Raw genomic sequence first — 22,126 nt, 5'->3', positions numbered from 1 at the left:
CTTCACATCACCCCTTCGACAGCTCGGTTGCCCGCGTTTGGGCGGCTTTGATACCGGCGATGAGCGTATCCGACAGTCCACCCGACTCAAACGTGCGAAGGGCGGCCTCAGTGGTGCCACCTTTTGACGCCACAGCCTTGATAAGATCGTCCAGCGATTTATCGGCGTTATTAATGAGGTGATACGCGCCGAGCATAGTTTGCTTGACCAACAGGGACGATACGCCCGCGTCGAAGCCCATCTGTTGCCCGGCTTCGACCATTGCTTTCACGACGTAGTAAAAATAAGCCGGGCCGGAGCCGCTTAGGGCCGTTACGGCGTCGAGCATAGCCTCGTCTTCTAAGAAAATCGACCGGCCCGTGGCATTAATCAGATTTTCGACCCGGCGCAGGCTTGCCATGTCAACTTCTTTGGCTGCGGTGAAGCCGGTAATGCCCATGCCGAGCATAGCCGGGGTGTTGGGCATAGCCCGCACCACGAGCGGATGGCCGAGCTTCTCCTGAATCTGCGCGATAGGAATGCCCGCCATGATCGACAAAACCAACTGATAGGGTCTGATAACAGGGCGCAGTTCGTCGTGTACGCTTTTAAAATCCTGTGGCTTTACCGACAGAATAATCAGATCGACATCACTCACGCGCGGCCCGATGGTATCGACCACAACGCCCGCTTTTTCGTGCCGGAGGCTCTCCGAACGGTCGGTACTTTTCTCAATCAGCAGCAGATCGTCGGTTTTGACCAGGTTGTACTGAATGAATGACTTAGCAAAGGCCATGCCCATGTTGCCACAGCCAACGATTGCAATTTTCATAGAAGGTGGGGGTAAAAAACGATGAGTGATGAACGATGAGTGATGAGTTTGCTGACGCCGGTGTATTTCTTTTTGCGTCAGCAAACTCATCACTCATCGTTCATCACTCATCACTATTTAAGTATCTCGGTCAGCTTCTGCTCCAGTGCTTCGCCCCGCAGATTTTTGGCGATGATTTTGCCTTCCTTGTCAAGCAGGAATGTGGCTGGAATAGCCTGAACGCCGTACTCCTGTGCGGCCTGCGACTGCCAGAACTTCAGGTCGGATACGTGGGTCCAGGTCAGGTTGTCGTTGCGAATGGCCCGAACCCACTTTTCGCGGTCGCCGGGGCGGTCGAGTGAGACACTGTAGATTGAAAAACCCTTGTCTTTGAACTTGTTATACATGCGCACAACGTTCGGATTCTCATTGCGGCATGGCCCACACCACGACGCCCAGAAGTCGATCAGGACATATTTACCCCGCAGCGACGACAGCGGTACTACCGCCCCCGACGTATCGGTCAGGGCAATTTCAGGAGCCGACGAGCCGATCATGACGCCTTTGATTCGCTTCACCCGGCCAATCAGCGACTTCGCGTGTGGGCTATTCGGCTTCTCTTTCTCGAACCGATTTGCCAGTTCTTCATACGTGGCGAAATCGCTTTCGATATTAATGAAATTGAGCGCGAACAACGAAACGAGCGACGTGCCCATTTCGGGTAACATCGCTTTTACTTTATTCACCACATCGGCCTCGGCGGCCTGATACTCCTGCTCAATCTGGGCAACGCGTTTGTTGTCTTTCTTTTCGGTGGCGGTTGCTACCTGTTTATTCCAGTTAGAAACTTTGCTCTCCATGTCGGTGCGCAACGTCATCAGTTTGTCGTAGTACTCCATGTTTTTGGAGCCGGAGATGGCAGCTTTACCCAGTTGCCCGGTCTTCGGGTCCATGCGAAAACCGTCGGCTACTACGTTCAGTGTTTCGTCTCCTTCTACAAGCAGGGCCATTTTCTGTCCACCGCCTGGGTTCAGCACAAACACCTCGCCCCCCTCTACAACCGGGTGCGTTAGTTTGAACGTGCCATCCGTTTCTACCTTCGCCGAATCGAGCTTGCGCGTGGGCTGCGCGTTGGCTTCGAGGTACACGTAGCTGCCGGGTGTGGCTTTGTTTATCTTGCCCGTTACCGTAAACGATTTGGTCTGAGCCTGGGCGGCTGCACTCAGTATCAGCAGGCTCGTTATGCCTAAAAATAGTTTTCTCATTTTGCTTGTAACAACTTCGCTAACAATTCATTCACCAATTTTGGGTCGGCAGCCCCTTTCGATTTTTTCATCACTTCCCCAACAAACATACCCAGCAAGTTTTTCTTGCCTTTTCGGTACTGTTCCACTTTGTCGGGCCAGGCCGCCAGCACCTCTTCTACCAACGCTTGCAGGGCGTCGGTATTGCGGTTCTGCACCAGCCCATGCTGCTGTGCCAGATCGGTTGGCCGAACGTCGGGCTGCTGCTGCATCAGGGCAAACAACTGCTGGGCCGCCGTTTGGCTCACCGTTCCGTTATCAACCAAATCGACCAACGCGGCCAACCGCTCTGCCGACAGCGGAAACTGGCGGTCGCGCAGGGTTTTTTCGTTGAGTTGCCCCTTCACCGGACCCATAATCCAGTTTGAGGCTGCTTTGTAATTGGTCGTGTGCCGACACACCGCTTCGTAGTAGTCGGCCAGTTCTTTGGCGTCGGTCAGCAGCGATGCATCGTAATCGGGCAGGCCGTAATGCGTTATAAACTTCTGGTACAACTCGGTCGGCAGAGCGGGCATTTGCGCCCGAATGTCGGCCAGCCACTCGTCTGAGATCACAACCGGGGTCAGGTCGGGGTCAGGAAAGTAGCGGTAGTCGTTCATCGTTTCTTTCTCGCGCATGGCCGAACTGCGTCCCGTAGCGGCATCGAACGTCCGGGTTTCCTGCACAATAGTTCCGCCCGTTTCGGTCAGTTCGACCTGCCGCCGAAACTCACTGTCGACGGCCCGCATCACGTTCCGAATCGAGTTCAGGTTTTTTACTTCAACTTTCGTACCGAGATGAGTCGCGCCCCTGGGCCGGATGGAAACATTTACATCGCAGCGCAGCGAGCCTTCTTCCATATTGCCGTCGCAAATATCGAGGTAGCGAACCAATCGCCGAACTTCGGTCAGGTATTGCCCGGCTTCGTCGGCAGTGCGGATACAGGGTTCCGTCACCATCTCGATGAGGGGCGTTCCGGCGCGGTTGTAATCTAACTGCGTGGCCCAGTCGTCGCCATCGTGAATGCTTTTGCCAGCGTCTTCTTCAAGATGGATATGGTGAATCTGAATGGTTGTGTGATAGGTCTGACCCGTTTGCGGGTCTTTAGCTTTCACCGGAATACCACCCCCTACACAGATTGGCCCTTTATCCTGCGAAAGCTGATAGCCTTTCGGCAGGTCGGGATAGAAATAATTTTTCCGGGCGAAAACGTTATGGCGGGTAATGTCGCAGCCACAGGCCAGCCCCATCCGAACGGCGTATTCCACGGCCTTGCGGTTTAATTTGGGCAGCGTACCGGGATGAGCCAGCGTGATTACGCTGATATTGGTATTGGGTTCGGCCCCAAACGCGTTGGCGTCGGCAGCGAAGATTTTGCTGTTGGTCAATAACTGACAGTGAACCTCAAGCCCAACAACGGCTTCGTACTGCGCATAAACATCCGGCTGGGCCGCATCAGGCGAGAGAGTCGCTTCGGCTACCATTTCAGAAACTAATGATTTTTAGCAAAGATAAGCAAATGAGTTTGCCAGTAGCTATGCTGGCCTTCTCCCCGCTGTTGGGTACTGGCTTTTGAGGGGAAAAAGACGCGTTGATTCGTACCAACTGGCAAAGAAAAAGCGGTGAAGCAACAATACGCTGCTTCACCGCTTTTTCTAATTGATCAGTTATTGGTTACGCGCCCTCGCCTATGGTTCCGGTTCCAAACAGTTTATCGCGGAGCTTCTGCGTCCGCTCTTCTAAAGCTGGGTTGGGTGTGTATTTGTATTTCGATTGCACAGCCGCCGAATCAGGATGTACGCCGTAAACTTCTTCGTCGCCAGCGCGATAACCGGCCCGATAGTCCCTTGCCCGCTCGTCTTTCTGACGGATGGTGTTGTATTTCTGGTAATCGCAGGAGGCCAGCGACAGCACCGCCACGGCCAAAATTCCTGAACGGAATACGCGTTTCATAGCTACTTGATTACGAATTGGTTCGGCAAAAATAGCTTAGACCCGTAAGGTTTCCAAAAAACCTCACGACTCAACAGCCGTCAATTTTTTGATTTCGTCTTCCACAAAACCGATTAACTCGCGGATGTGTTGGCGCGAAAAGTCGAATGGTACGTTTGCGGCTGCGTAAATGTCGCGTATGGGGGCTTTGTAGCCTAAGCTCAACGCGGCTTTGTAGCCTGCAAGCCCGGCCTGCGGGTCGCGCCGGTAGTTGCGCCAGACGCCAATAGCACCCAATTGAGCAATGCCATATTCAATGTAATAAAAGGGCACTTCAAACAAATGCAATTGTCGCTGCCAGATGTATTCTTTGTAATAAGCGAACCCACTCCAGTCGGTCACAGAATCGGCAAACTGCTCGTAAATATGCAGCCAGTTTTCGCGTCGTTCGGCCACCGTGTGCGCCGGGTTTTCGTAAATCCAGTGTTGAAATTTATCGATGGTAGCTACCCACGGCAGCGTTTCGATAATCGATTCGAGGTGTTGCAGTTTGGCCCGGCGCAGGTCGGCTGGATTATCGAAAAACACGTCCCAATGGTCCATCGACAATAATTCCATGCTCATCGACGCCAGTTCGGCTACTTCCATCGGTGGGTTGCGGAAGGCTTTCAACGGCAAATCGCGTGTCAGAAACGAATGCACGGCGTGGCCCCCTTCATGTACCATCGTCACCACGTCGCGCAGGCTGCTGGTGGCATTCATGAAAATAAAGGGTACGCCAATTTCTTCGAGGGGGTAATTATAACCGCCCGGTGCCTTGCCCTTCCGCGACTCCAGGTCGAGGTGGCCCATTGCCCGCATAATCCGCAGATCATTACCAAACTCGCTCCCCTCCCCTTGTTTTAGGGGAGGGGTTGGGGGTGGGGTCAATCGGTCGAAACAGGCGATGGTTTTTTCGACTAACTCGGCTCCGGTTTCAAACGGCTTCAGCGGGGGGCGACCGTCAACGTCAACTTTTGCGTCCCACGGGCGCAGCGGCTCCACGTTCAGTTTCCGTTTCCGCTCGCGGGCTAAGTCGTTCAATAACGGTACTACGGCCTCGGCCACCGATTCGTGAAAAGTAAAGCAGTCTTCGGGCGTGTAGTCGAAGCGGCCCAGTGCGGCAAACGAATAATCGCGGAAGTTGGCAAAACCGGCGTTAACGGCCACCCGGTGCCGCAGGTCGCGCAGCCGGTCGAACAATTGGTCGAGGGTTTCGTGATCCTGATACCGGCGTTCCCCGATTTTGCGCCAGGCGTCTTCGCGAATGGCCCGGTCGGTCGATTGCAGCCGGTCGGAGGCTTCGGGTAGCGTCATTTCGCGCCCGTCGATGGTTACTGTCATAGCCCCGGCAATGGCTCCATACTGCCGCTCCTCGGTTTGTAGTTCGGTTTGCAGCGGTATGTTTTCGTCCCGGAAAATTTCGATGGCTTTTTTCATCCCGCGCACCATCACGTCGAAACCCGCGTCGGTTAACTGGCTCAAATACGGGCTATTAACGGTTTTCAGGTCGAGGTCGTTGCCGTAGGCGGTCATCTGCGGCTGAATCTCGGCAATGAAAAAATTAAGCTGATTTAACAACGACTCATTGGCCGTGTCGCAGGTCATGCGGATGTACCGCCAGGCAAAGTCTTCGGATAAGTACGATTCCAGCTCGCTTCGGTCGATCAGCCACTGCCGCAGGTCGTCGGCACTGTTGAGCGGACGGTTCAGCAGTTCGTCGTACAACGGCTGCACATCGGCCCAGCCGTTCAGATTCAGGTTTTCGCCAATAAACCGCCGGGGTGGGCGGGATGGTAAAGTCAGTGTTTCTGTTGGGGTCATACCAATAATGCGGCTTTCCAGCCACGTTACAACAATTCATTGTAAAACTTTTTTGTTCAATCACTTGCATCTACGAATTTGTTCGTATATGTTTGTTACGAAATTATTCGTAGATAGCTGATGAAACCAACCGATTCCGAACTTGAGATACTACACGTACTTTGGCAAAATGGCCCCAGTACGGTGCGACAGGTTCACGAAAATTTAAGCCAAAACCGCGACATTGGCTACACAACTGCCCTGAAACTAATGCAGATCATGTTTGAAAAAGGGCTGCTAACCCGCGACGAAGCCAGCAAATCGCACACCTACACCGCAGCCGTAACGGAAGAAGACACGCAGCGCGGGCTAATTGATCGATTCGTTGAAACGGCTTTTCGTGGTTCCGCGACGAAATTAGTGATGCAGGTCTTAGGTCAGCACAAAACCTCGCCCGAAGAGTTGGACGAGATTAAGCAGTTGTTGAATCGTCTGAACCGGGATTAGACAGGATTTACAAGATTAAACAGGATTTGTCGCCCTTTAGAAAGGGCTTATTGACTCCGAAAACCTTACTTCGCCATGAATCTGTTCCTCAATTTTCTGTCGGGTCCTGTGGCCGACGCGCTGGGCTGGACGCTGCTGCACGCGCTCTGGCAGGGATTCGCGCTGGTGTTGCCCACGGCCATTTTACTGCATTTTCTACAAAATCGGTCGAGCGAACTGCGATACCGGCTAAGTGTGTCGGTGTTGCTGGGGCAGGTGTTGCTATCGGCCATCACGTTCGGCTGGTATTATAAACCGGCTGTTTCGGCGGTAGCATCGGCCACGCTGACAACATCAGCGCACAGTGTTGCCATTCGGTGGGCGGCTGTTACGAAAACGCTGCCCTGGCATCAGCAGGTGCTGCTTTTTCTGGAAGCCCATCTGAGCCAGTTTGTACTGGTTTATTTCATTGGCGTGGCTGTGTTTGCGCTGCGATTAGTAGGCGGCTGGGCCTACCTTCAACGTCTGCGCCAAACGGCCCGAGTTCCGTCTACGCTGGTGGTCGATGATCTGGCAAATCAACTGCGGGAAGTTATGCAGATTAGCGCGGTGGTGCGCGTTCGGGAGTCGGCGCGGGTAGCCATGCCTATGGTAGTGGGTATGCTGAAGCCTGTATTGCTGTTGCCGGTTGGCTTGGTTACGCAGTTATCGGTTCGTGAACTGGAAGCGGTATTGGCGCATGAACTGGCCCACGTGAAGCGGTATGATTATGCCGTAAATCTCCTCCAATCGGTTGTTGAGGTACTCTATTTCTTTCATCCAGCCCTGTGGTGGCTGTCGGCGCGGGTGCGCGAAGAGCGCGAACACTGCTGCGACGACCTGGCCGTACAAGCCATCGGCGGCAATGGCCGGATGCTGGCACAGGCATTGGCGCGTATCGAAGAAATTCGGCTTACCAATCAGGATGCGCCCGCGCTGGCAATGGCTTTTGCCGGAAAACGGCAGCAGCTATTGCACCGGGTTCGGCGGATGCTGGGCGTTCCAACGCGGCCTTTCGTCTCGAATGCAAGCCTGGCCGGGCTAACATTGGCTACCCTGCTATTGGTGAGTATGTCGGTTTATGCCGTGCAGCAGCCAACGCCCAAACCGAAGCCTAAACCCAAATCGACACAGCGATTTAGTGGCGTCACGAGCGGCAACCGGATTGACTATGGTATGGTAGAAGGTCGAATGACTTACGTAGTTTTTAACGGCCAACGCCTGCCCAAACCACGCGTCGACCGGCTGCAACGCCAGCTCGATCAGGTACTGACCGGCCAGCTCAATCTCGATACGGTTAATCAGCCCGATCGTGATATTTTGCTGACTATCTTTGAGAAATCGGCAGCTTTTGACTTAGGGATGAAGGCATTATCAGAAGGTATGGCACACATCGACTACGACAATATCGTAACGTCGGCGTTGGAAAACGCCCCGACGTTTTCGGAAGAAACACTGAAAGAACTTTCGGAAATCGATCACAACGCTTTGGTGAATGATGCGTTGGCTCCGCTTGGTAATATAGGTGTGCTAAACGATTCGCTGAACCGTATACGAGAGCTGCATCAGCGAAAATTAGATAGTTTAAGCCAGTTGATTCAACAACGGACAAAGCAAGGACAGGCAATTGCTTTTCAAATGGAAAAACTCCGGTTTCCAATTGAGGAAGTTGAACGCGCCGAGCAAGTGCTGAACTGGCGGAAAGACAAGTTGATGGAGCAACGTGAAAAATTGCTGGAGCAACACCAGCGATTACTGGATAACGATGGCAAACAAAAGCTAAATCAGGCCGATATTGAGAAGCAATTGAGTAGCCTTGAACCAGAAATCAAAAAACAGGAAGCCGAAATTGAAAATCTAAACAAAGAGCTTGAACAAAATCAGGCGAAGCTTGAAGCGGCTCGGCAGCCGCTGGAACAGTTGGAGAAAGAGAATGAAAAGTTACACAGGCAGATGAGCCAACTCTCCGATCAAATGGGCAATCACAGCGAGGCTGTTGCTCAGTTAATTGGCGCAGTTGCTGATGTGCATGTAGACGTTGCCTCTCCGCGTCCGGCTCGTGCGCCCCGCCCGCCAAAACCTGCCCCTGTAGCCCGCCCGGCCAAACCGGCCCGCCCGGCTGCTGTGTCTGTACCGGCACCGGCACCACCGGCGGCAGTTGCACCTAAAAAACCACGTCCGTAATCCACAGGTATAACGTATGCTGTTTCTTCTTCGCTGCTCGCTACTTATTGCGCTGTTTAGCCATACTCTACGCGCTCAAACACTTCATCGGCTCGACGGCTCACGGCTTTCGGCAGACAGTCTGGATCATAGAATCAAACACTTAATGCAGGTTGCCAATGTATCGGGCGTGGCAATCTCCGTATTCAACAGGAACAAGCCCGTTTTCAGTCAAACGTATGGCCTGGCCGATGTACCCCGAAGCGTGTCGTTAACGCCTGAGTCAGTCATGTACGCGGCCTCATTCGCCAAAACGGTTTTTGCTTACATAGCTATGCAACTCGTGCAGGAGGGCAAACTGAATCTGGACCAGCCACTCATTACGTACCTCAACAAACCATTGCCCGACTACAAAATAGACGGCTGGAATCGCGGCTATCAGCATCTGCGGGAAGACCGGCGTTACGAAAAAATTACGGCCCGAATGTGCCTGAGCCATACAACCGGCTTCCCAAACTGGCGTTGGTTTGAACCCGACAAAAAGTTGAAAATCAAGTTCGAGCCGGGTACCCGGTACAGTTATTCGGGCGAAGGGTTGTATTTACTTCAGTTCGTTCTTGAACAAATTACGGGCAAAGGATTAGAAACGCTCGCGCAGGAACGTGTTTTTACCCCGTTCGGCATGAAAAACACGAGTTTCGTCTGGCAGAAACAATTTGAGAACGCTGTGTGCTTCGGCCACAATGACGCTGGAAAACCTTACGAACTCATGCGATGGAAAGAATCCAGCGCGGGCGGTTCGATGAGTACGACACTGGCCGATTTTACGGCGTTTTATACGGCTTTGCTACGCCATACCGGTTTGCAGACAACCACGTTCCGGGAAATGATACGACCGCAAATACGGATTCGGTCGCGTCGGCAGTTTGGGCCGATGGCATGGGTAGACAGCACCGATAATGACGCTATTGCGCTAAGCTACGGGCTTGGCGTTGGTGTGTTGCAAACGCCTTATGGCCCGGCTTTCTTCAAGGAAGGGCACGACGAAGGTTGGGGCCACTATTCGATTGCGTTCCCGGATAAAAAAATCGCCATTGTCATCATGACGAATAACGACAATGGCGAACGGATTTTCAAAGAGCTGCTGGCCTACAGCATCGGCGATACGTTCACGCCCTGGCAATGGGAAGCGTATATACCCTACGATGCTAAACTTTAACGCAGTCAGCGTTCTTAGGGCGCGGGTTGCCACCCGCGTTACTCGATTTCGATCACCACATTCGGTCCAACGGGGTGGGCTACGCAGGTCAGCACGTAGCCCGCTTTTAGTTCGGAGTCCGACAAACCGTCTTCTTCGTCTAATTTTACCTTGCCCGACGTGCAGCGACCCAAACAGGCCGTACACATGCCCGCCTGACACGAGTAGGGCAGGTCAATATCCAATTCCAACGCTGCTTCCAGAATGGTCTGATGCGGAGCTACGGCGAATTTGTATTCGCTGCCTTCATACAACACCGTTACCTCCGGCGAATCATTGTCTTCATCGTCGGTGAGCGGTTCCTCAGTAACGTCGCCCGGCGTGGATTCGCCCGCCGGAACGAGGGCTGTCGTGTAGCTTTCCTTGTAGATCCGATCTGCCAGAACGCCCACCAGCGACAGGGCCGCGCGGGCTTCGGCCATCATGCCATCGGGGCCGCAGAGGTAGAAACTGGCATTCTGCAATTCAGCGGCAGGCAGTTGTTCGAGCATCTGGCTCAGCAAATGCTGGTTCAGCCGACCTTCCGGCCCCGTCCAGCCGAAATTAGGTTGGCTCAGTACGTGCGTGACGCGGAAACGGGTAGGCCCGTATGCCTGCTCCATCGCGTCTAAATGCGCTTTATAGATAATCGATTCCTGATTCCGGTTGCCGTAGATGAGCCACACGCGGCTGTTTGGTTCAACGTGCAGCACCGATTTTGCCATCGAAAACAGGGGCGTAATGCCACTTCCCGCGCCAATCAGCACCACGTTACGCCGATGTTGCGAGTCGAGTTTCGGCACAAACGTACCCATTGGTTCCAGCGTTTCCAGCACGTCGCCGGGCCGGATACGGTCGCAGAGGTAGTTGGAAACCAAACCGCCCGGCACACGCTTCACCGACACCGCCAGCGACACGTCGACGTGGGGGGAGGAGGCCATCGAGTACGAGCGACGGACTTTTTGGCCGCTAATGTTGAGCAAAAATGTCAGGAACTGCCCCGGCTGATAACGAATTTCTTCGTTGATCGGGTGCCAGAAGGTTATAGTTACGGCGTCGGGCGTTTCCCGAACGACGTCTTTTACTTTTAGAAAATAGCGAGTTGCCATTTGAAATCTCTCAGGTTGTTTTGTTTAAACGCAGCGTAACAAGAGATGGGCGCAGAGCACGCTGAGTTTCATCTTTCTTCTCTGCGTAAGTCTTCGCGTACTCTGCGTTTAATTTTTATTATACAAAGTTAAGGCACTATGCCTGTTTATGGTACTTAATCAATGCTTCTGCTGGTGCTTTCACAATGCGGCCCAGCGTTAAACCCGCCTGCTGCAATGCCTGCTGAAGTTGCTCTGCAAAATAACTGGCAATTGACCCTACGAAGTGTACCGGCCAGATGGTTGCTTCCGGGAAACGGCTTATGTACGTCTGCAAAAACAACGTGAACGCATCCGTCACCAAACCAACTGCGTGTGGATGCGCGATGTTTTCGGACAGAAACGGGGTGAACGACGCAAAGTACCGGTTTGGGTAGGGCTTCTGATAGGCATTTTCGAGCAATGTGGCCCGGTCGAGGTGGTAGCGGGCCGCAAAGGCATCGTGCAGGTCGGTGGGGAGTTGCTCCTGAAAAAACTGCCGAACCAGCGTTTTGCCCAAATAGCCTCCGCTACCCTCATCGCCCAGCCAGAACCCCAGCGACTGAATGCCGCGCGTAATCTGGTTGCCATCATAACAACAGGCGTTCGACCCCGTGCCCAGAATACAGACAATGCCCGGCTCCCGGCCAGCCGCCCCCCGTGCCGCGCCCAGCATATCGCTATTGACGTCAACCGTCTGCAAGTCCGGCAACACGGCCCGTAGCGCATCTATAATGTGCTGATTTACAGTTGAGTTAATACAACCCGTACCGTAGTAATAAACACGGCTGACAGCGTTGTTGCCAAGCTGAGGCAGAAACTGCGCCCGCAATGTTTCAACAATTTGCGGAGTACTCTGATAATACGGATTGAAACCGTCCGTTTGAAAGGCGTGTACCTGCCCGTCGGCGGCAAGATACCGCCAATCGGTTTTGGTTGAGCCACTGTCGGCAATGAGCATACGGATTGGTGTTAGATCAATTTTCCAATTATTGTAAACCGCTCGAAGACCCAATCGGCGTGGGGCGCGTCGGTAAGTTCGGAGGTGAGGTCCTGCCCGGCCCAGTGTTCGTAATGTTTACCGTTACGCCAAAGCCGCGAAGCCGACACGTCGTAGATTAGCCCGGCGTAGGCGCACCAGATTTCGGGGCGGTCCTGCCCATTGCGAAGGGCCAGTTGGGCGCGGGTGTAATTACGAAGTTCGGTTGGTTCGCGGGGCGGCATATGTCCATTAAGTCAATTGACCCGATTAATTAGGCGTTGTTTTTGCTACGAAAAACAAAAATAGCGTATCTTTCACGACTTCTATTTTATGCAACAAGTGACCATGAAAACCAATACCCTGTTTACCTTTCTTGCGGCAACACTGATTTTTGGCTTATTGACGGGTTGTCGCGGCAAAAAAGTAGCCCCTGTGTCGGAGCGTATCGCCAAGGTCTGGACCGCGCAGAAAGTTGATGAAAATAACACAACGGTGTATACGCGGGGAGCCGCATCCAATGTGCGTAACTACGCTACTTTCAGACTCGATCTGAGTAAACCACCGACCGTTGAATATACCGAATTCGATGGTAATAAATTTACCGGGCAATACTCGGTTCCGTCGGATTCGCGGTTGGTATTGAGCAGCCTGAACCCGGCACCAACCGGCACCAACGGCACTATCGAATTTACAATCAGCGATTTGGGTGATAATAGCGTGAAATTGACCCGTACAACGGCAAGCCAGAAAACGGGGAACACAACAAACATCTACACGCTCTCGAATCCGTAAGCCAAAGCAAACCAATTTTAGTGCAAAGCCGTTCCGTAGGTCAAGCGGAGCGGCTTTTTAACTATACGGGTGTAAGGGGTAAAGGTGTAGGGTTGGAAAGGGCTATACGAAGATAAACGTCTTTCCAACCCTACACCTTTACCCCTTACACCCACAATTCGTATGACTGACCTAAATACACTCGGCGAAATAGGGCTAATCGACCGAATCAAACAGGCGACGCCCATACCTACACAACCCGACACCATTCGCGGCATTGGCGACGATGCCGCCGTTTTCGACTGGGGCGATCAATATGGCCTGCTCGCTACCGACCTGCTCATTGAAGGCGTTCATTTCGATTTGACTTATGTACCGCTGAAACACCTTGGCTATAAGGCTATTACGTTTGGCGTGTCAGACATTGCGGCTATGAACGGTCTGCCTGTGCAGGTAACGGTCGGTGTGGCCCTCAGCAGCCGGTTTCCGGTCGAAGCGGTCGATGAACTCTACGACGGTATCCGGGCGGCCTGCGCGGCTTATAACGTCGATTTGGTTGGGGGCGATACCACCTCGTCGCGGTCGGGGTTAGTGCTGTCGGTGTCGGTGCTGGGAAAGGTTCCTAAAGATAAAATTACCTACCGCAACACGGCCCAGCCGAACGATGTGCTGTGCGTGACGGGCGATCTCGGCGCGGCTTACCTCGGCCTGCAACTGCTCGAACGCGAAAAACAGGTGTTTCTGGCCGACCCCAACATGCAGCCTACGCTCTCGGAAGAACGGGCGTATCTGGTGCAACGGCAACTGCGGCCCGATGCCCGCACCGACATTGTTCACGAACTGCGCGACCTCGGCGTGCAGCCATCGGCCATGATCGACGTGTCGGACGGGCTGGCGTCTGAATTGCTGCACCTCTGCCGGGCGTCGGGAACGGGCGCGGTTATCTTCGATGAAAATATTCCGATTGATGATCAGGCATATTTAGCTGCCGATGAGTTCAACATAAGCCCCATCACAGCGGCCCTGAACGGGGGCGAAGACTACGAACTGTTGTTTACGGTACGCCCACAAGAGTACGAAAAATTAGCTCAAAATGCCCGTATTACGGCCATTGGCTATTTGACCGCCGATCCGTCGCAGGTGGTGCTGGCTACCAAAGCTGGTCAGCAAACGCCGATTCGGGCGCAGGGCTGGCAATAACTATTGGGCCCGTACAAATTTCAGCCAACAGGGCGTTTCGCAGCCGGGCAGGAGTGTGAGCGTATCGCGCTGAAACGCCAGCCGCATCCGTGAGGGTACGTTTGCGCCGTTGGTGGCGATATATAAATTGATAAATAAACTGTCGGGAAACGTGCGGTCGAGGAGAAATGTGCGGATAGGGTTGAAATACGTCATTTCCGAACCGTTGGCTGTCAGCCTGCCATCTGCCCCGAACGTGAGCGTCTGGGGCGGAGTTGCCGGATAGCGACGCAGCACATCAAAACTGGTATCGCGCGGGGTACGAATGGTTTCGATAATTGTAGCAACCGTATCGAACCGAATGGCTTTACCGTCTCGGATTATCGTACCCGTATCGCGCCGGGGTATTTTGTTTGTGTCTGTAACGCTAAACGTCGAGTCTTTGCGGAACCGGCGTTCGGCAAGCCGCCACGTACCGGTCAGGCGCGGGTCGTCGGGGCCGGGCGTGAACGCGGGCGTATAATCGCGGCAAGCCAGCAGGCTCCCGGTCAATAGAGTTATAAATAAGCAAAACTGTTTCACGGAAGACGGGCTTCTGACAAAATCATAACGCCGGAGGAATGAGTTTCATTATTACACAGAGATGCACTGAGTTAAAAAGAGATTCACGAAGAAATAGATAAAAAACTCCGTGAATCTCTTTTTAAGCTCCGTGCATCTCTGTGTAACAAAACACTACACAAACTCCGTGCCTTTTTCTTTGGCGTCGGCTACGAAGTTTTTCACTTTCTGCTCGTCTTCTTTCCGGCAGATCATCAGCACGTTATCGTATTCGGCCACAATGAAACCGTCGAGACCATTGATGGCAACGAGCCGGTCTTTAGGGGTTTTAATGATGCAGTTTTTCGTGTCGTACAGCATAACGTGTCCATCCACCACGTTCTGATCTCCATTCTTATCCGACACTTCGTAGAGCGACTTCCACGTGCCGAGGTCCGACCAGCCGAAATCGCTTAGCACAACGTGTACGTTATCAGCGCGTTCCATCACGCCGTTATCAATCGAAATGCTTTTGGTGAGCGAATACGCTTTGTCGATAAACGCTTCTTCGCGGTCGGTGTAGTAAACGTCGTTGCCTTCGGCGAAGATTTCGGCTACGTCGGGCAGGTATTTTTCAAAAGCCGTGATGATGGCCTGCACGTTCCAGACAAAAATACCCGCGTTCCAGACAAACTCGCCACTGTCGAGAAACTGCTGTGCCAGTTCGAGGTTCGGTTTTTCGGTAAACGTCTTTACCCGCTTAATTTCGCTCGGGTCGAACAGATATTGGATGTAGCCATAACCCGTATCGGGGCGGCTGGGCTGAATACCGAGCGTCACAAGAATATCCTGCCCGGCGGTTGCATTGAGTGCCGTGCGAATGGTTTTCTTAAATTCTTCTTCTTTCAGAATGATATGGTCGGCGGGGGCTACCACAATGTTGGCTTGTGGGTCGCGCTGGGCAATTTTGTAGCAGGCGTAGGCAATGCACGGGGCCGTATTGCGGGCTACGGGTTCGCACAAAATCTGATCGTCGGTCAGTTGCGGCAGTTGCTGCTGACACAGGTCTTTGTAGAGCGAACTGGTAACGATAAATATATTCTCGGGCGGGCAAACGCCGTCGAAACGGTCGGCGGTTTGTTGGAGGAGCGTTCGGCCTGTGCCAAGAACGTCGTGGAATTGTTTGGGATAGCTGGTTCGGCTGAACGGCCAGAAACGTGTTCCAACGCCCCCGGCCATGATGATAACGTATGTACTGTTCATTGGTGATTTACAAATTCAGGCTGAGTGATGAAGCTACAAAGTTGCTACTATCTTACCGATTTGAGTAATAAAAGGTTTAGAATTCGCCCCCTACGGCCCGTAACAGTGCTACTACAAACTGCACTTCCTGGCTACGAAACTGCGCCAGTTGCTGCTCGGTGACTAAGATAGTACGCTGGGCATCAAGCACTTCGAGGTAGGTAGTCAGGCCGCGTACATAGAGTTCGCGGTTGTATTGCTCGGTTCGGCGGGCCAGCGCAAGGGTTTGGTTTTGCAGGTCGATTTGTTCGCGCAGAAGAGTAAGGTTGTCCAATGCAGTTTCGGCGTCGCGCTGAGCGAGTTGGATAGCCTGCTGGTAGGTTTGCTGGTTGGTTTGAACCTGCTGTTTCGAGAGGGCAATGTTTTGCCGGGCGCGATGCCCTTCGTACAACGGCACCGACGCGTTTACGCCTACCAGATACGTGGCACTGCTCGGGGCTACCCAATAGCGAAGCTGCCCCGACAGCAGCCCGCCCTGCCCAACGAGCGTAACGCGCGGCATGGTGGTGGCCTGCTGTAGCGTAATCTGCGTGGCGGCAATCTGATTCTGGCGCGTCAACTGCACTAAATCGGGCCGACGCTGTAGCTGTTCGGGCGTGATGGCTGCGTATGGATACGTTGGCACTACGCCGGGCAGCGTTCCGGTCGAGACCGAAAAACGGGCGGGGTCCTGCGCGCACAGTTGCGCCAAACCGTTTACAAGTTCGGCGCGGGCGCGTTCAAGCCCTTTCAGGGTCACGCGCAGGCTGGCGTAGTCGGTTTCGGCCCGTTGAACGTCAATCTGGTTAATCAGACCAATCCGAAACCGTTCGCGGATAATTGCCAGCGTGGTATCGCGGGCCTGAATATTCCGGCGAAAAACGGCCTGCTCCGTATCGTTGCCCCGAATGAGCCAGTACGTCCGGGCAATATCTGACGCCAGTGTAAGTCGAAACGACTGATAATCAGCATCGTTGGCTTGTGCCTGTAAGTCGGCCAGCGTTACGCCCGTGCGAATGCGTCGGAACAAATCGAGTTCATAACTCGCATCGATGGGCAGTAGTTGAAACGTATTTAGTTGAAAACGGGGCAACCGGTCATTCGCCAGCGGAATGGCAATGGGTCGATGCTCCGACAGACTCTGCGTGGTCACAAGTATCGAACTCCGCAGCGCGGGTTGCAGAAATGACTGCGCTACCCGCACCCGAATTCGGGCCTCCTCCAGTCGACTCAAAGCAGCCCGCAGGTTCGGACTGCTGTTTAATCCCAACTGAATCAGCCGGTCGAGTTCGGGGTCATTGAACCGGCGAAAGCCTTCCAGCGAAAGCGTTGGTGCTGGCTCACCGGGTTTGGGCAACGCAGCAGACGTATTTGTAGTACCCGACGTTGCCGGTTCGCCGGGCAGGGTAACCGCTCCACCCGCTGGCGACAGGGGGGCGGTTGTCTGGGCAAATGCTAAACGACTTAAAACCAGATACCAGAAACAGAAAGTCAGGAAGTATTTCTTCATCATGCTACTTTTTTCTCCGCTCCGGGTTTCCGTAGCCGTACTTTCTGACCCTCGCGCAGGCGGTCGTTTGGATTGGTAATAACCCGTTCGCTACCCGTTAGCCCGCTTGTGGCTTCGAGCGTAGTACCGTAATCACGACCAAGCGTAACCGGCACGAAACGAACGCGCTGTTCGGCATCCAGCACCACTACGCGCGCACCCTGCGGAGTAATCTGCAAGGCGTTGGCCGGAATCAGCACGGGAGCCTGCGCTGCAATCATACTGAACGTCACCTGACTATACAATCCTGCCGGAATCTCATTCTTTGGGTTCGGAATCAGTACTTCGGTGAGCAGCGTCCGCGAGTCGTTGCGGAGCGTACCCGACGTGCGAACGACCTTGCCGGACAGCGTCCGGTCTCCGAGTTCGGCAACTTTTACGATGGCGGGCTGGCCGATTTTGATATAGCGGTAATACGCCTGTGGCACATCGACAAACACCCGCAACGAACCTAACTCAGAGATCGTAAACAGCGGCTGCGTACTCCCCGGCGATACCAGCGTACCGACTTCAGCCGTTCGGCTGGTGATGACGCCCGAAAAGGGTGCCCGAATTTCCTGCAACGCTTTCAATGCCTGCAACCGGCGCAGGTTGGCATCGGCCACCGCCACCGCCGACCGGCGCGTATCGACGTCCTGTTTTGCCACGGCTCCCGGTAATTGAACGCTCTCCAAACGCTCCAGATTGGTTTTGGCTAACTGCTGGTCGGCGCGGGCGCGGGCAATATCCTGTTCCAGTTCGGGTACGTCGATAGTTGCCAGCAGTTGCCCCTGTTTCACCCGTGCACCAATGTCTACGTACCACCTCCGCAGAAATCCCTGTGTGCGGGCCTGGAGGGGCGTTTGCCGATAGGGCTGAATCTGCCCTGGCAACGTGAGTGCGCTGGTGTCGGAAGCTTGTTTGAGGGGCACCGCATTCACGACGGGTTCGCGGTTTTTCTCGGCAGTGGCTTCGGCTTTCAACTCCTGCGCGTTGCGAATGCGCGGCAACACGCCAAAGAACACGAACAGGCCGATCAGCAACAGGAGCGGTATGAGAAATTTGAGGGCTTTCATATTTGTTTTGGCTTTCTTGCCAGATAACTAAATACCACCGGTACAAACAGCAGTGTCGTGAACGTTGCCAGCAGCAAACCGCCAATAACGGCTCTGCCCAGCGGTGCGTTTTGCTCGCCACCTTCGCCCAGGCCCAGCGACATGGGCAACATCCCGATAATCATGGCGATGGCCGTCATCAGAATGGGCCGCAACCGGGTTCGGCCTGCTTCTAAAGCCGCTTCGTAAGCGTTGTCGTTCACGGCTGGCAGGTGGTCTTTGGCGAAACTGACTAACAGAATGCTATTGGCCGTGGCAACGCCCACGCTCATAATAGCTCCCATCAGCGACGGAATGCTGAACGTAGTACCGGTCAGAAACAGCATCCAGACCATGCCACAGAGCGCGCCCGGCAATGCCGTGATGATAATGAACGGATACCGGAACGACTGAAAATTGACGACCATCAGCAGATACACCAGCAGGGCCGCAAACGCAATGCCTAACCCCAACCGGCTGAATGCACTTTCCATGCTTTCAACCTGCCCGCGTATGCTGATCGTATTGCCCGGTTTTAGCTGCTCTTTAAACTCAGCCGCCAGCGCGTTCAGTTCCTTCGCCACCGAGCCGAGGTCAGTGCGTTCTACTGATGCATAGACGTCATAGGTGGGCTGGGTATTGACGCGGTTGATAATCACTGGCGTAGCGGTGCGTTTTACGGTCGTAACGTTGCTCAGTAGCTGGGGCGTCACGGCTCCCGGCACTACGGGCGTTCGCAGTAGCTTGTCGTATGAATCAAGCTTGTAGGGTGGGGTCTGAACGGTAATCAGGTACGGAAAACCCGTAACCGGGTCGGGCCAGAAGTTGGGGCGCGTCTGCCCGGTGCCGCTCAGCGAAATATTCATGTTGGTAGCGATCCGCTGCTCGGTCAAGCCCAGTTGAGCGGCCCGTTCGCGGTCAACTTCCAGAAACAGTTCGGGCGCATCTAAGACCTGATGCAAATGCACGTCGACCGCGCCGGGTATTTGTGCGATGCGGTCGCGAAGTTGCCGGGCTACGGTCAAATTATTGACCCGGTCGAAGCCAGACACCTGCACGTCGATGGGAGCCGTCAGGCCAAAATTTAAAATCTGACTAACAATGTCGGCAGGCAGGAAGAAGTACGTCACGTCGGGCATTTCGTCGCGGAGCCGCGTCCGCAGTTCGCGCATGTAGTCGCCGGTTGGGCGGGAGCGTTCTTCGGTGAGCGAAATCAGTAACTCGGCGTCGGCAGACCCCAGCGATGAGTTATCCGTGAAAATAAAATTATACCGCTCGGCGGTCAGACCGATGTTGCTGATAATAGAGCCGACCTCCTCTTCCGGGATTACCTCCCGTACAATATCGGCGGTTTGGGCTGCTATCTGTTCGGTTGCTTCGAGCCTCGACCCGGCGGGGGCACGCAGGTGAAGCTTAATCTGTCCGGCATCGACGCGTGGGAAAAAATCACGACCAACAAACGGCACCAGCACGGCAGTAAACGCCACCAGCACCACAAAGATACCAAACACCGTTCGGCGATTGTTGAGCGTCCAGGTCAACGCCCGCAGATACCGCGCCTGAAACCGGTCGAAGCCCCGGTTAAATCGGTCATAAAATGAAACAGAGCTCTTAGGAGCGTGTTGGTTCTCGTGCTGCGATTCGTCTTTCAGCATCAGATCGGCCAGAGTCGGCACCAGCGTCCGGGATAACACATACGATGCAAGCATGGCAAACACAACAGCCTCGGCCAATGGTCCAAACAAAAACCGGGCAGGGCCTTCCAGAAATAGCACCGATGTAAACACGATGCAGATCGTCAGCGTCGATACCAGCGTGGGCGTGGCAATCTGCTGGGCACCTTCGAGAATGGCCTGCCGCAACGGCATTCCTAATTCTTCGTTGCGGTGGATGTTTTCGATGGTTACGGTGGCATCATCGACCAAAATACCGATTGCTAAAGCCAGCCCGCCGAGTGTCTGGATATTCAGGGTTTCGCCGAGCAGATAAAGGCAAATCAGCGAGCATAAAATAGACAGCGGAATTGAAATTGCCACAATCAGCGTGCTGCGCCAGCTTCCCAGAAACAACAGAATCATTGCTGCCGTAAGCAGAGCCGCAATCAACCCTTCAATTAAAACGCCTTCGATAGACGCCCGCACAAACACCGACTGATCGAATAACTCCTGAATGCGCAGGTTCGACGGAGCAGCGGCCCGCACGGTCGGCAAAATCTGTTTGCGGATACGGTCAACAATCTCGGTGGTCGAGGCATTGCCGGTTTTCACTAAACTCATCAAGACACCCTTGCTGCCGTCCTGCTTCACAATATTCGTCTGTACGCTGGCTCCGTCGTGTACGTTCGCTACGTCGCGCATGTGAACGGTTGAACCACCGACCACTTTGATCGGAATATCGTTCAGCAGGTTGATAACGTCGGGTTTTGAATTGAGCCGAACCACGTACTCGCGGTCTTCGAGCCGCACTACGCCACTGGGCAGCGTCAGGTTCTGAGCCGATACGGCGTTGGTAACTTCTTCGGGGGTAACGTTATACGCAACTAATTGGTCAGGGTCGAGGTCAACCACCACCTGCCGGGTTTTGCCGCCAAACGCCTGCGATAACCGGGCACCCTGCACCGTGGCAATTTGCGGACGAACGCGCGTCTGCGCATAGTCGGTAATCTGGGGTTCGGTCAGGCTGTCGGACGACAGGCCGAGTTGCAGCACGGGCGCGTCGGTGGCGTTGTAACGGACAATCAGCGGAGGCTGCGTGCCGGGCGGCATCCTGACGAGGATCGTCTGCGAAATGGCCGTAACCTGCGCAATGGCTTCTTCGATGCGCACAGTTGGCTGAAAATACAGCTTAATGGCCGATGTACCATTATACGTTTGCGATTCGACCCGTTGAATATCGCTGACGTTGTTGATGATGGAGGTTTCGGAGAAGTTGGTAATCATCTTCTCTACCTCGTTGGTCGACAGGCCGTTATACCCCCAAATAACCGAAACGACCGGGATATTGATGCGTGGAAAAATATCGGTTGGCATCTGCGTAATGGAAAGTCCGCCCAGAATCAGGATGAGCAGGGCCATTACCGCAATGGTGTACTTTTTTTCTAACGCTAACCGTACAATCCACATAACGAGCAGAACAGATGTAAAAGGAGAAGGCGCAAAGCGTGGGTAGAAATGCTTAAACAGACTAAGTAAAAACCCACAAAACCAGCTTGTTACGGTAAAGCAGTACGCTTTTCTAACCGAACATTTGGCAAGTTAGTTGCATGGGCAAGTAAAAGTCAAGTCAGGATTTTGTATCCTCACAGGAAGCTTTTGCACCGAATTGATAATGGCCCGAAGTAGCTCAACATTTATCGTTTAATTCCCTCGTACCTTTGCGACCAAACAAAATCAATTCAGCATGACAACTGCGATTATGAACACCGATAAGGGGTCGATGAAAATCGAATTCTTCGAGAAAGATGCTCCCAAAGCGGTCGAAAACTTTATCAGTCTCGCTAAAAAAGGATTTTACGACGGCGTAACCTTTCATCGGGTTATCCCCAATTTCATGATTCAGGGGGGCGACCCCACCGGCACCGGCGCGGGTGGTCCGGGTTATACCATTCCCTGCGAACTAACCGGCGACAATCAATATCACGACCGGGGTGTGCTGAGCATGGCCCACCGGGGTCGCAACACAGGCGGTTCACAGTTTTTTATCTGCCACAACCGCCAGAATACCCAACACCTCGACCGTAATCACACCGTTTTCGGCAAGGTCGTAGAAGGATTAGATATCATCGACGAAATTAGGCAGGGCGATAAAATTCAGAGTATTGAGGTAATAGAAGAGTAAAACAGAGCGTGGTGC

At 53.7% G+C, this 22,126-nt stretch carries 19 protein-coding genes; 6 read left to right on the top strand and 13 right to left on the bottom strand.

Translation table 11 applies throughout. The annotated features are described in order from the left end of the window. Positions 1-7: 7 nt before the first annotated feature. The 5 genes from proC to AWR27_RS19875 form a co-directional block, all read right to left on the bottom strand. Positions 8-811, bottom strand: coding sequence for a pyrroline-5-carboxylate reductase (proC, locus tag AWR27_RS19895; RefSeq protein WP_077132809.1), 804 nt, complete (start codon positions 809-811; stop codon positions 8-10). Positions 812-924: 113 nt separating this feature from the next. Beyond that, positions 925-2,055 (bottom strand): TlpA disulfide reductase family protein, encoded by a 1,131-nt coding sequence (locus tag AWR27_RS19890; RefSeq protein ID WP_077132808.1) that lies wholly within the window; start codon positions 2,053-2,055, stop codon positions 925-927. Continuing rightward, positions 2,052-3,557 carry an Asp-tRNA(Asn)/Glu-tRNA(Gln) amidotransferase subunit GatB gene (gatB, locus tag AWR27_RS19885; protein WP_077132807.1) on the bottom strand — a complete coding sequence of 502 codons (1,506 nt, stop codon included), beginning with the start codon at positions 3,555-3,557 and terminating at the stop codon, positions 2,052-2,054. The genes AWR27_RS19890 and gatB overlap by 4 nt, the downstream gene beginning before the upstream one ends. 190 nt (positions 3,558-3,747) lie before the next feature. After that, positions 3,748-4,026, bottom strand: coding sequence for a hypothetical protein (locus AWR27_RS19880; protein WP_077132806.1), 279 nt, complete (start codon positions 4,024-4,026; stop codon positions 3,748-3,750). 63 nt (positions 4,027-4,089) lie between these two features. Next, a complete protein-coding gene (locus AWR27_RS19875) occupies positions 4,090-5,868 on the bottom strand; it encodes a M3 family oligoendopeptidase (protein ID WP_077132805.1) in 1,779 nt (592 codons plus the stop codon). Positions 5,869-5,988: 120 nt separating this feature from the next. On the opposite strand from AWR27_RS19875, the gene AWR27_RS19870 reads away from it, so the two are divergent. The 3 genes from AWR27_RS19870 to AWR27_RS19860 all read left to right on the top strand — a co-directional run bounded on the left by AWR27_RS19870 (position 5,989) and on the right by AWR27_RS19860 (position 9,754). After that, the gene (locus tag AWR27_RS19870; protein ID WP_077132804.1) at positions 5,989-6,354 is read left to right on the top strand and encodes a BlaI/MecI/CopY family transcriptional regulator; all 366 of its coding nucleotides are present in this window, start codon (positions 5,989-5,991) and stop codon (positions 6,352-6,354) included. Positions 6,355-6,429: 75 nt separating this feature from the next. After that, entirely contained in the window at positions 6,430-8,556 is a 2,127-nt protein-coding gene (locus AWR27_RS19865; RefSeq protein ID WP_077132803.1) for a M56 family metallopeptidase, read from the top strand. 16 nt (positions 8,557-8,572) lie between these two features. Next, a complete protein-coding gene (locus AWR27_RS19860) occupies positions 8,573-9,754 on the top strand; it encodes a serine hydrolase domain-containing protein (protein ID WP_077132802.1) in 1,182 nt (393 codons plus the stop codon). 38 nt (positions 9,755-9,792) lie between these two features. On the opposite strand, the gene AWR27_RS19855 is transcribed toward AWR27_RS19860, so the two are convergent. The 3 genes from AWR27_RS19855 to AWR27_RS19845 form a co-directional block, all read right to left on the bottom strand. Next, entirely contained in the window at positions 9,793-10,881 is a 1,089-nt protein-coding gene (locus AWR27_RS19855) for a ferredoxin--NADP reductase (protein WP_077132801.1), read from the bottom strand. Between the two features lie 136 nt (positions 10,882-11,017). After that, positions 11,018-11,860 carry an N-acetylglucosamine kinase gene (locus AWR27_RS19850; protein ID WP_077132800.1) on the bottom strand — a complete coding sequence of 281 codons (843 nt, stop codon included), beginning with the start codon at positions 11,858-11,860 and terminating at the stop codon, positions 11,018-11,020. An 11-nt stretch (positions 11,861-11,871) separates the two neighbouring features. Next, a complete protein-coding gene (locus AWR27_RS19845) occupies positions 11,872-12,123 on the bottom strand; it encodes a cytochrome b5 domain-containing protein (RefSeq protein WP_077132799.1) in 252 nt (83 codons plus the stop codon). Between the two features lie 103 nt (positions 12,124-12,226). Between AWR27_RS19845 and AWR27_RS19840 the strand changes: the two genes are divergently transcribed. Next, the gene (locus AWR27_RS19840; protein WP_077134099.1) at positions 12,227-12,673 is read left to right on the top strand and encodes a hypothetical protein; all 447 of its coding nucleotides are present in this window, start codon (positions 12,227-12,229) and stop codon (positions 12,671-12,673) included. A gap of 162 nt (positions 12,674-12,835) precedes the next feature. Then, complete coding sequence (gene thiL / locus AWR27_RS19835) at positions 12,836-13,852, top strand: thiamine-phosphate kinase (protein WP_077132798.1); 1,017 nt, start codon at positions 12,836-12,838, stop codon at positions 13,850-13,852. Here thiL and AWR27_RS19830 read toward each other — a convergent pair whose 3' ends face one another. The 5 genes from AWR27_RS19830 to AWR27_RS19810 all read right to left on the bottom strand — a co-directional run bounded on the left by AWR27_RS19830 (position 13,853) and on the right by AWR27_RS19810 (position 21,396). Continuing rightward, positions 13,853-14,413, bottom strand: a complete 561-nt coding sequence (locus AWR27_RS19830; RefSeq protein ID WP_077132797.1) for a hypothetical protein — start codon at positions 14,411-14,413, stop codon at positions 13,853-13,855. 153 nt (positions 14,414-14,566) lie between these two features. Continuing rightward, the gene (locus tag AWR27_RS19825; RefSeq protein WP_077132796.1) at positions 14,567-15,634 is read right to left on the bottom strand and encodes a mannose-1-phosphate guanylyltransferase; all 1,068 of its coding nucleotides are present in this window, start codon (positions 15,632-15,634) and stop codon (positions 14,567-14,569) included. A 76-nt stretch (positions 15,635-15,710) separates the two neighbouring features. Continuing rightward, the gene (locus AWR27_RS19820; RefSeq protein WP_077132795.1) at positions 15,711-17,165 is read right to left on the bottom strand and encodes an efflux transporter outer membrane subunit; all 1,455 of its coding nucleotides are present in this window, start codon (positions 17,163-17,165) and stop codon (positions 15,711-15,713) included. Next, a complete protein-coding gene (locus AWR27_RS19815; RefSeq protein WP_077132794.1) occupies positions 17,162-18,256 on the bottom strand; it encodes an efflux RND transporter periplasmic adaptor subunit in 1,095 nt (364 codons plus the stop codon). Before AWR27_RS19815 ends, AWR27_RS19820 begins: the two co-directional genes overlap by 4 nt. Beyond that, the gene (locus tag AWR27_RS19810; RefSeq protein ID WP_077132793.1) at positions 18,253-21,396 is read right to left on the bottom strand and encodes an efflux RND transporter permease subunit; all 3,144 of its coding nucleotides are present in this window, start codon (positions 21,394-21,396) and stop codon (positions 18,253-18,255) included. The genes AWR27_RS19815 and AWR27_RS19810 overlap by 4 nt, the downstream gene beginning before the upstream one ends. 277 nt (positions 21,397-21,673) lie before the next feature. Between AWR27_RS19810 and AWR27_RS19805 the strand changes: the two genes are divergently transcribed. Continuing rightward, positions 21,674-22,111, top strand: a complete 438-nt coding sequence (locus tag AWR27_RS19805) for a peptidylprolyl isomerase (RefSeq protein WP_077132792.1) — start codon at positions 21,674-21,676, stop codon at positions 22,109-22,111. Positions 22,112-22,126: the final 15 nt, after the last annotated feature.

The organism is Spirosoma montaniterrae (assembly GCF_001988955.1).
In the GTDB taxonomy this organism is placed as follows: Bacteria; Bacteroidota; Bacteroidia; order Cytophagales; family Spirosomataceae; genus Spirosoma; species Spirosoma montaniterrae.
The sequence above is the reverse complement of the archived record's forward strand: the minus strand, read 5'-3'. Positions and strand labels throughout refer to the sequence as shown.

What these genes read in the sequence shown, in the direction of transcription:
- proC (WP_077132809.1), bottom strand. Translation starts at nt 811, where the DNA reads ATGAAAATTGCAATCGTTGGCTGTGGCAACATGGGCATGGCCTTTGCT.
- AWR27_RS19805 (WP_077132792.1), top strand. Translation starts at nt 21,674, where the DNA reads ATGACAACTGCGATTATGAACACCGATAAGGGGTCGATGAAAATCGAA.
- AWR27_RS19855 (WP_077132801.1), bottom strand. Translation starts at nt 10,881, where the DNA reads ATGGCAACTCGCTATTTTCTAAAAGTAAAAGACGTCGTTCGGGAAACG.
- gatB (WP_077132807.1), bottom strand. Translation starts at nt 3,557, where the DNA reads ATGGTAGCCGAAGCGACTCTCTCGCCTGATGCGGCCCAGCCGGATGTT.
- AWR27_RS19810 (WP_077132793.1), bottom strand. Translation starts at nt 21,396, where the DNA reads ATGTGGATTGTACGGTTAGCGTTAGAAAAAAAGTACACCATTGCGGTA.
- AWR27_RS19880 (WP_077132806.1), bottom strand. Translation starts at nt 4,026, where the DNA reads ATGAAACGCGTATTCCGTTCAGGAATTTTGGCCGTGGCGGTGCTGTCG.
- AWR27_RS19870 (WP_077132804.1), top strand. Translation starts at nt 5,989, where the DNA reads ATGAAACCAACCGATTCCGAACTTGAGATACTACACGTACTTTGGCAA.
- AWR27_RS19845 (WP_077132799.1), bottom strand. Translation starts at nt 12,123, where the DNA reads ATGCCGCCCCGCGAACCAACCGAACTTCGTAATTACACCCGCGCCCAA.
- AWR27_RS19815 (WP_077132794.1), bottom strand. Translation starts at nt 18,256, where the DNA reads ATGAAAGCCCTCAAATTTCTCATACCGCTCCTGTTGCTGATCGGCCTG.
- AWR27_RS19860 (WP_077132802.1), top strand. Translation starts at nt 8,573, where the DNA reads ATGCTGTTTCTTCTTCGCTGCTCGCTACTTATTGCGCTGTTTAGCCAT.
- AWR27_RS19850 (WP_077132800.1), bottom strand. Translation starts at nt 11,860, where the DNA reads ATGCTCATTGCCGACAGTGGCTCAACCAAAACCGATTGGCGGTATCTT.
- AWR27_RS19840 (WP_077134099.1), top strand. Translation starts at nt 12,227, where the DNA reads ATGAAAACCAATACCCTGTTTACCTTTCTTGCGGCAACACTGATTTTT.
- AWR27_RS19875 (WP_077132805.1), bottom strand. Translation starts at nt 5,868, where the DNA reads ATGACCCCAACAGAAACACTGACTTTACCATCCCGCCCACCCCGGCGG.
- AWR27_RS19865 (WP_077132803.1), top strand. Translation starts at nt 6,430, where the DNA reads ATGAATCTGTTCCTCAATTTTCTGTCGGGTCCTGTGGCCGACGCGCTG.
- thiL (WP_077132798.1), top strand. Translation starts at nt 12,836, where the DNA reads ATGACTGACCTAAATACACTCGGCGAAATAGGGCTAATCGACCGAATC.
- AWR27_RS19825 (WP_077132796.1), bottom strand. Translation starts at nt 15,634, where the DNA reads ATGAACAGTACATACGTTATCATCATGGCCGGGGGCGTTGGAACACGT.
- AWR27_RS19820 (WP_077132795.1), bottom strand. Translation starts at nt 17,165, where the DNA reads ATGATGAAGAAATACTTCCTGACTTTCTGTTTCTGGTATCTGGTTTTA.
- AWR27_RS19890 (WP_077132808.1), bottom strand. Translation starts at nt 2,055, where the DNA reads ATGAGAAAACTATTTTTAGGCATAACGAGCCTGCTGATACTGAGTGCA.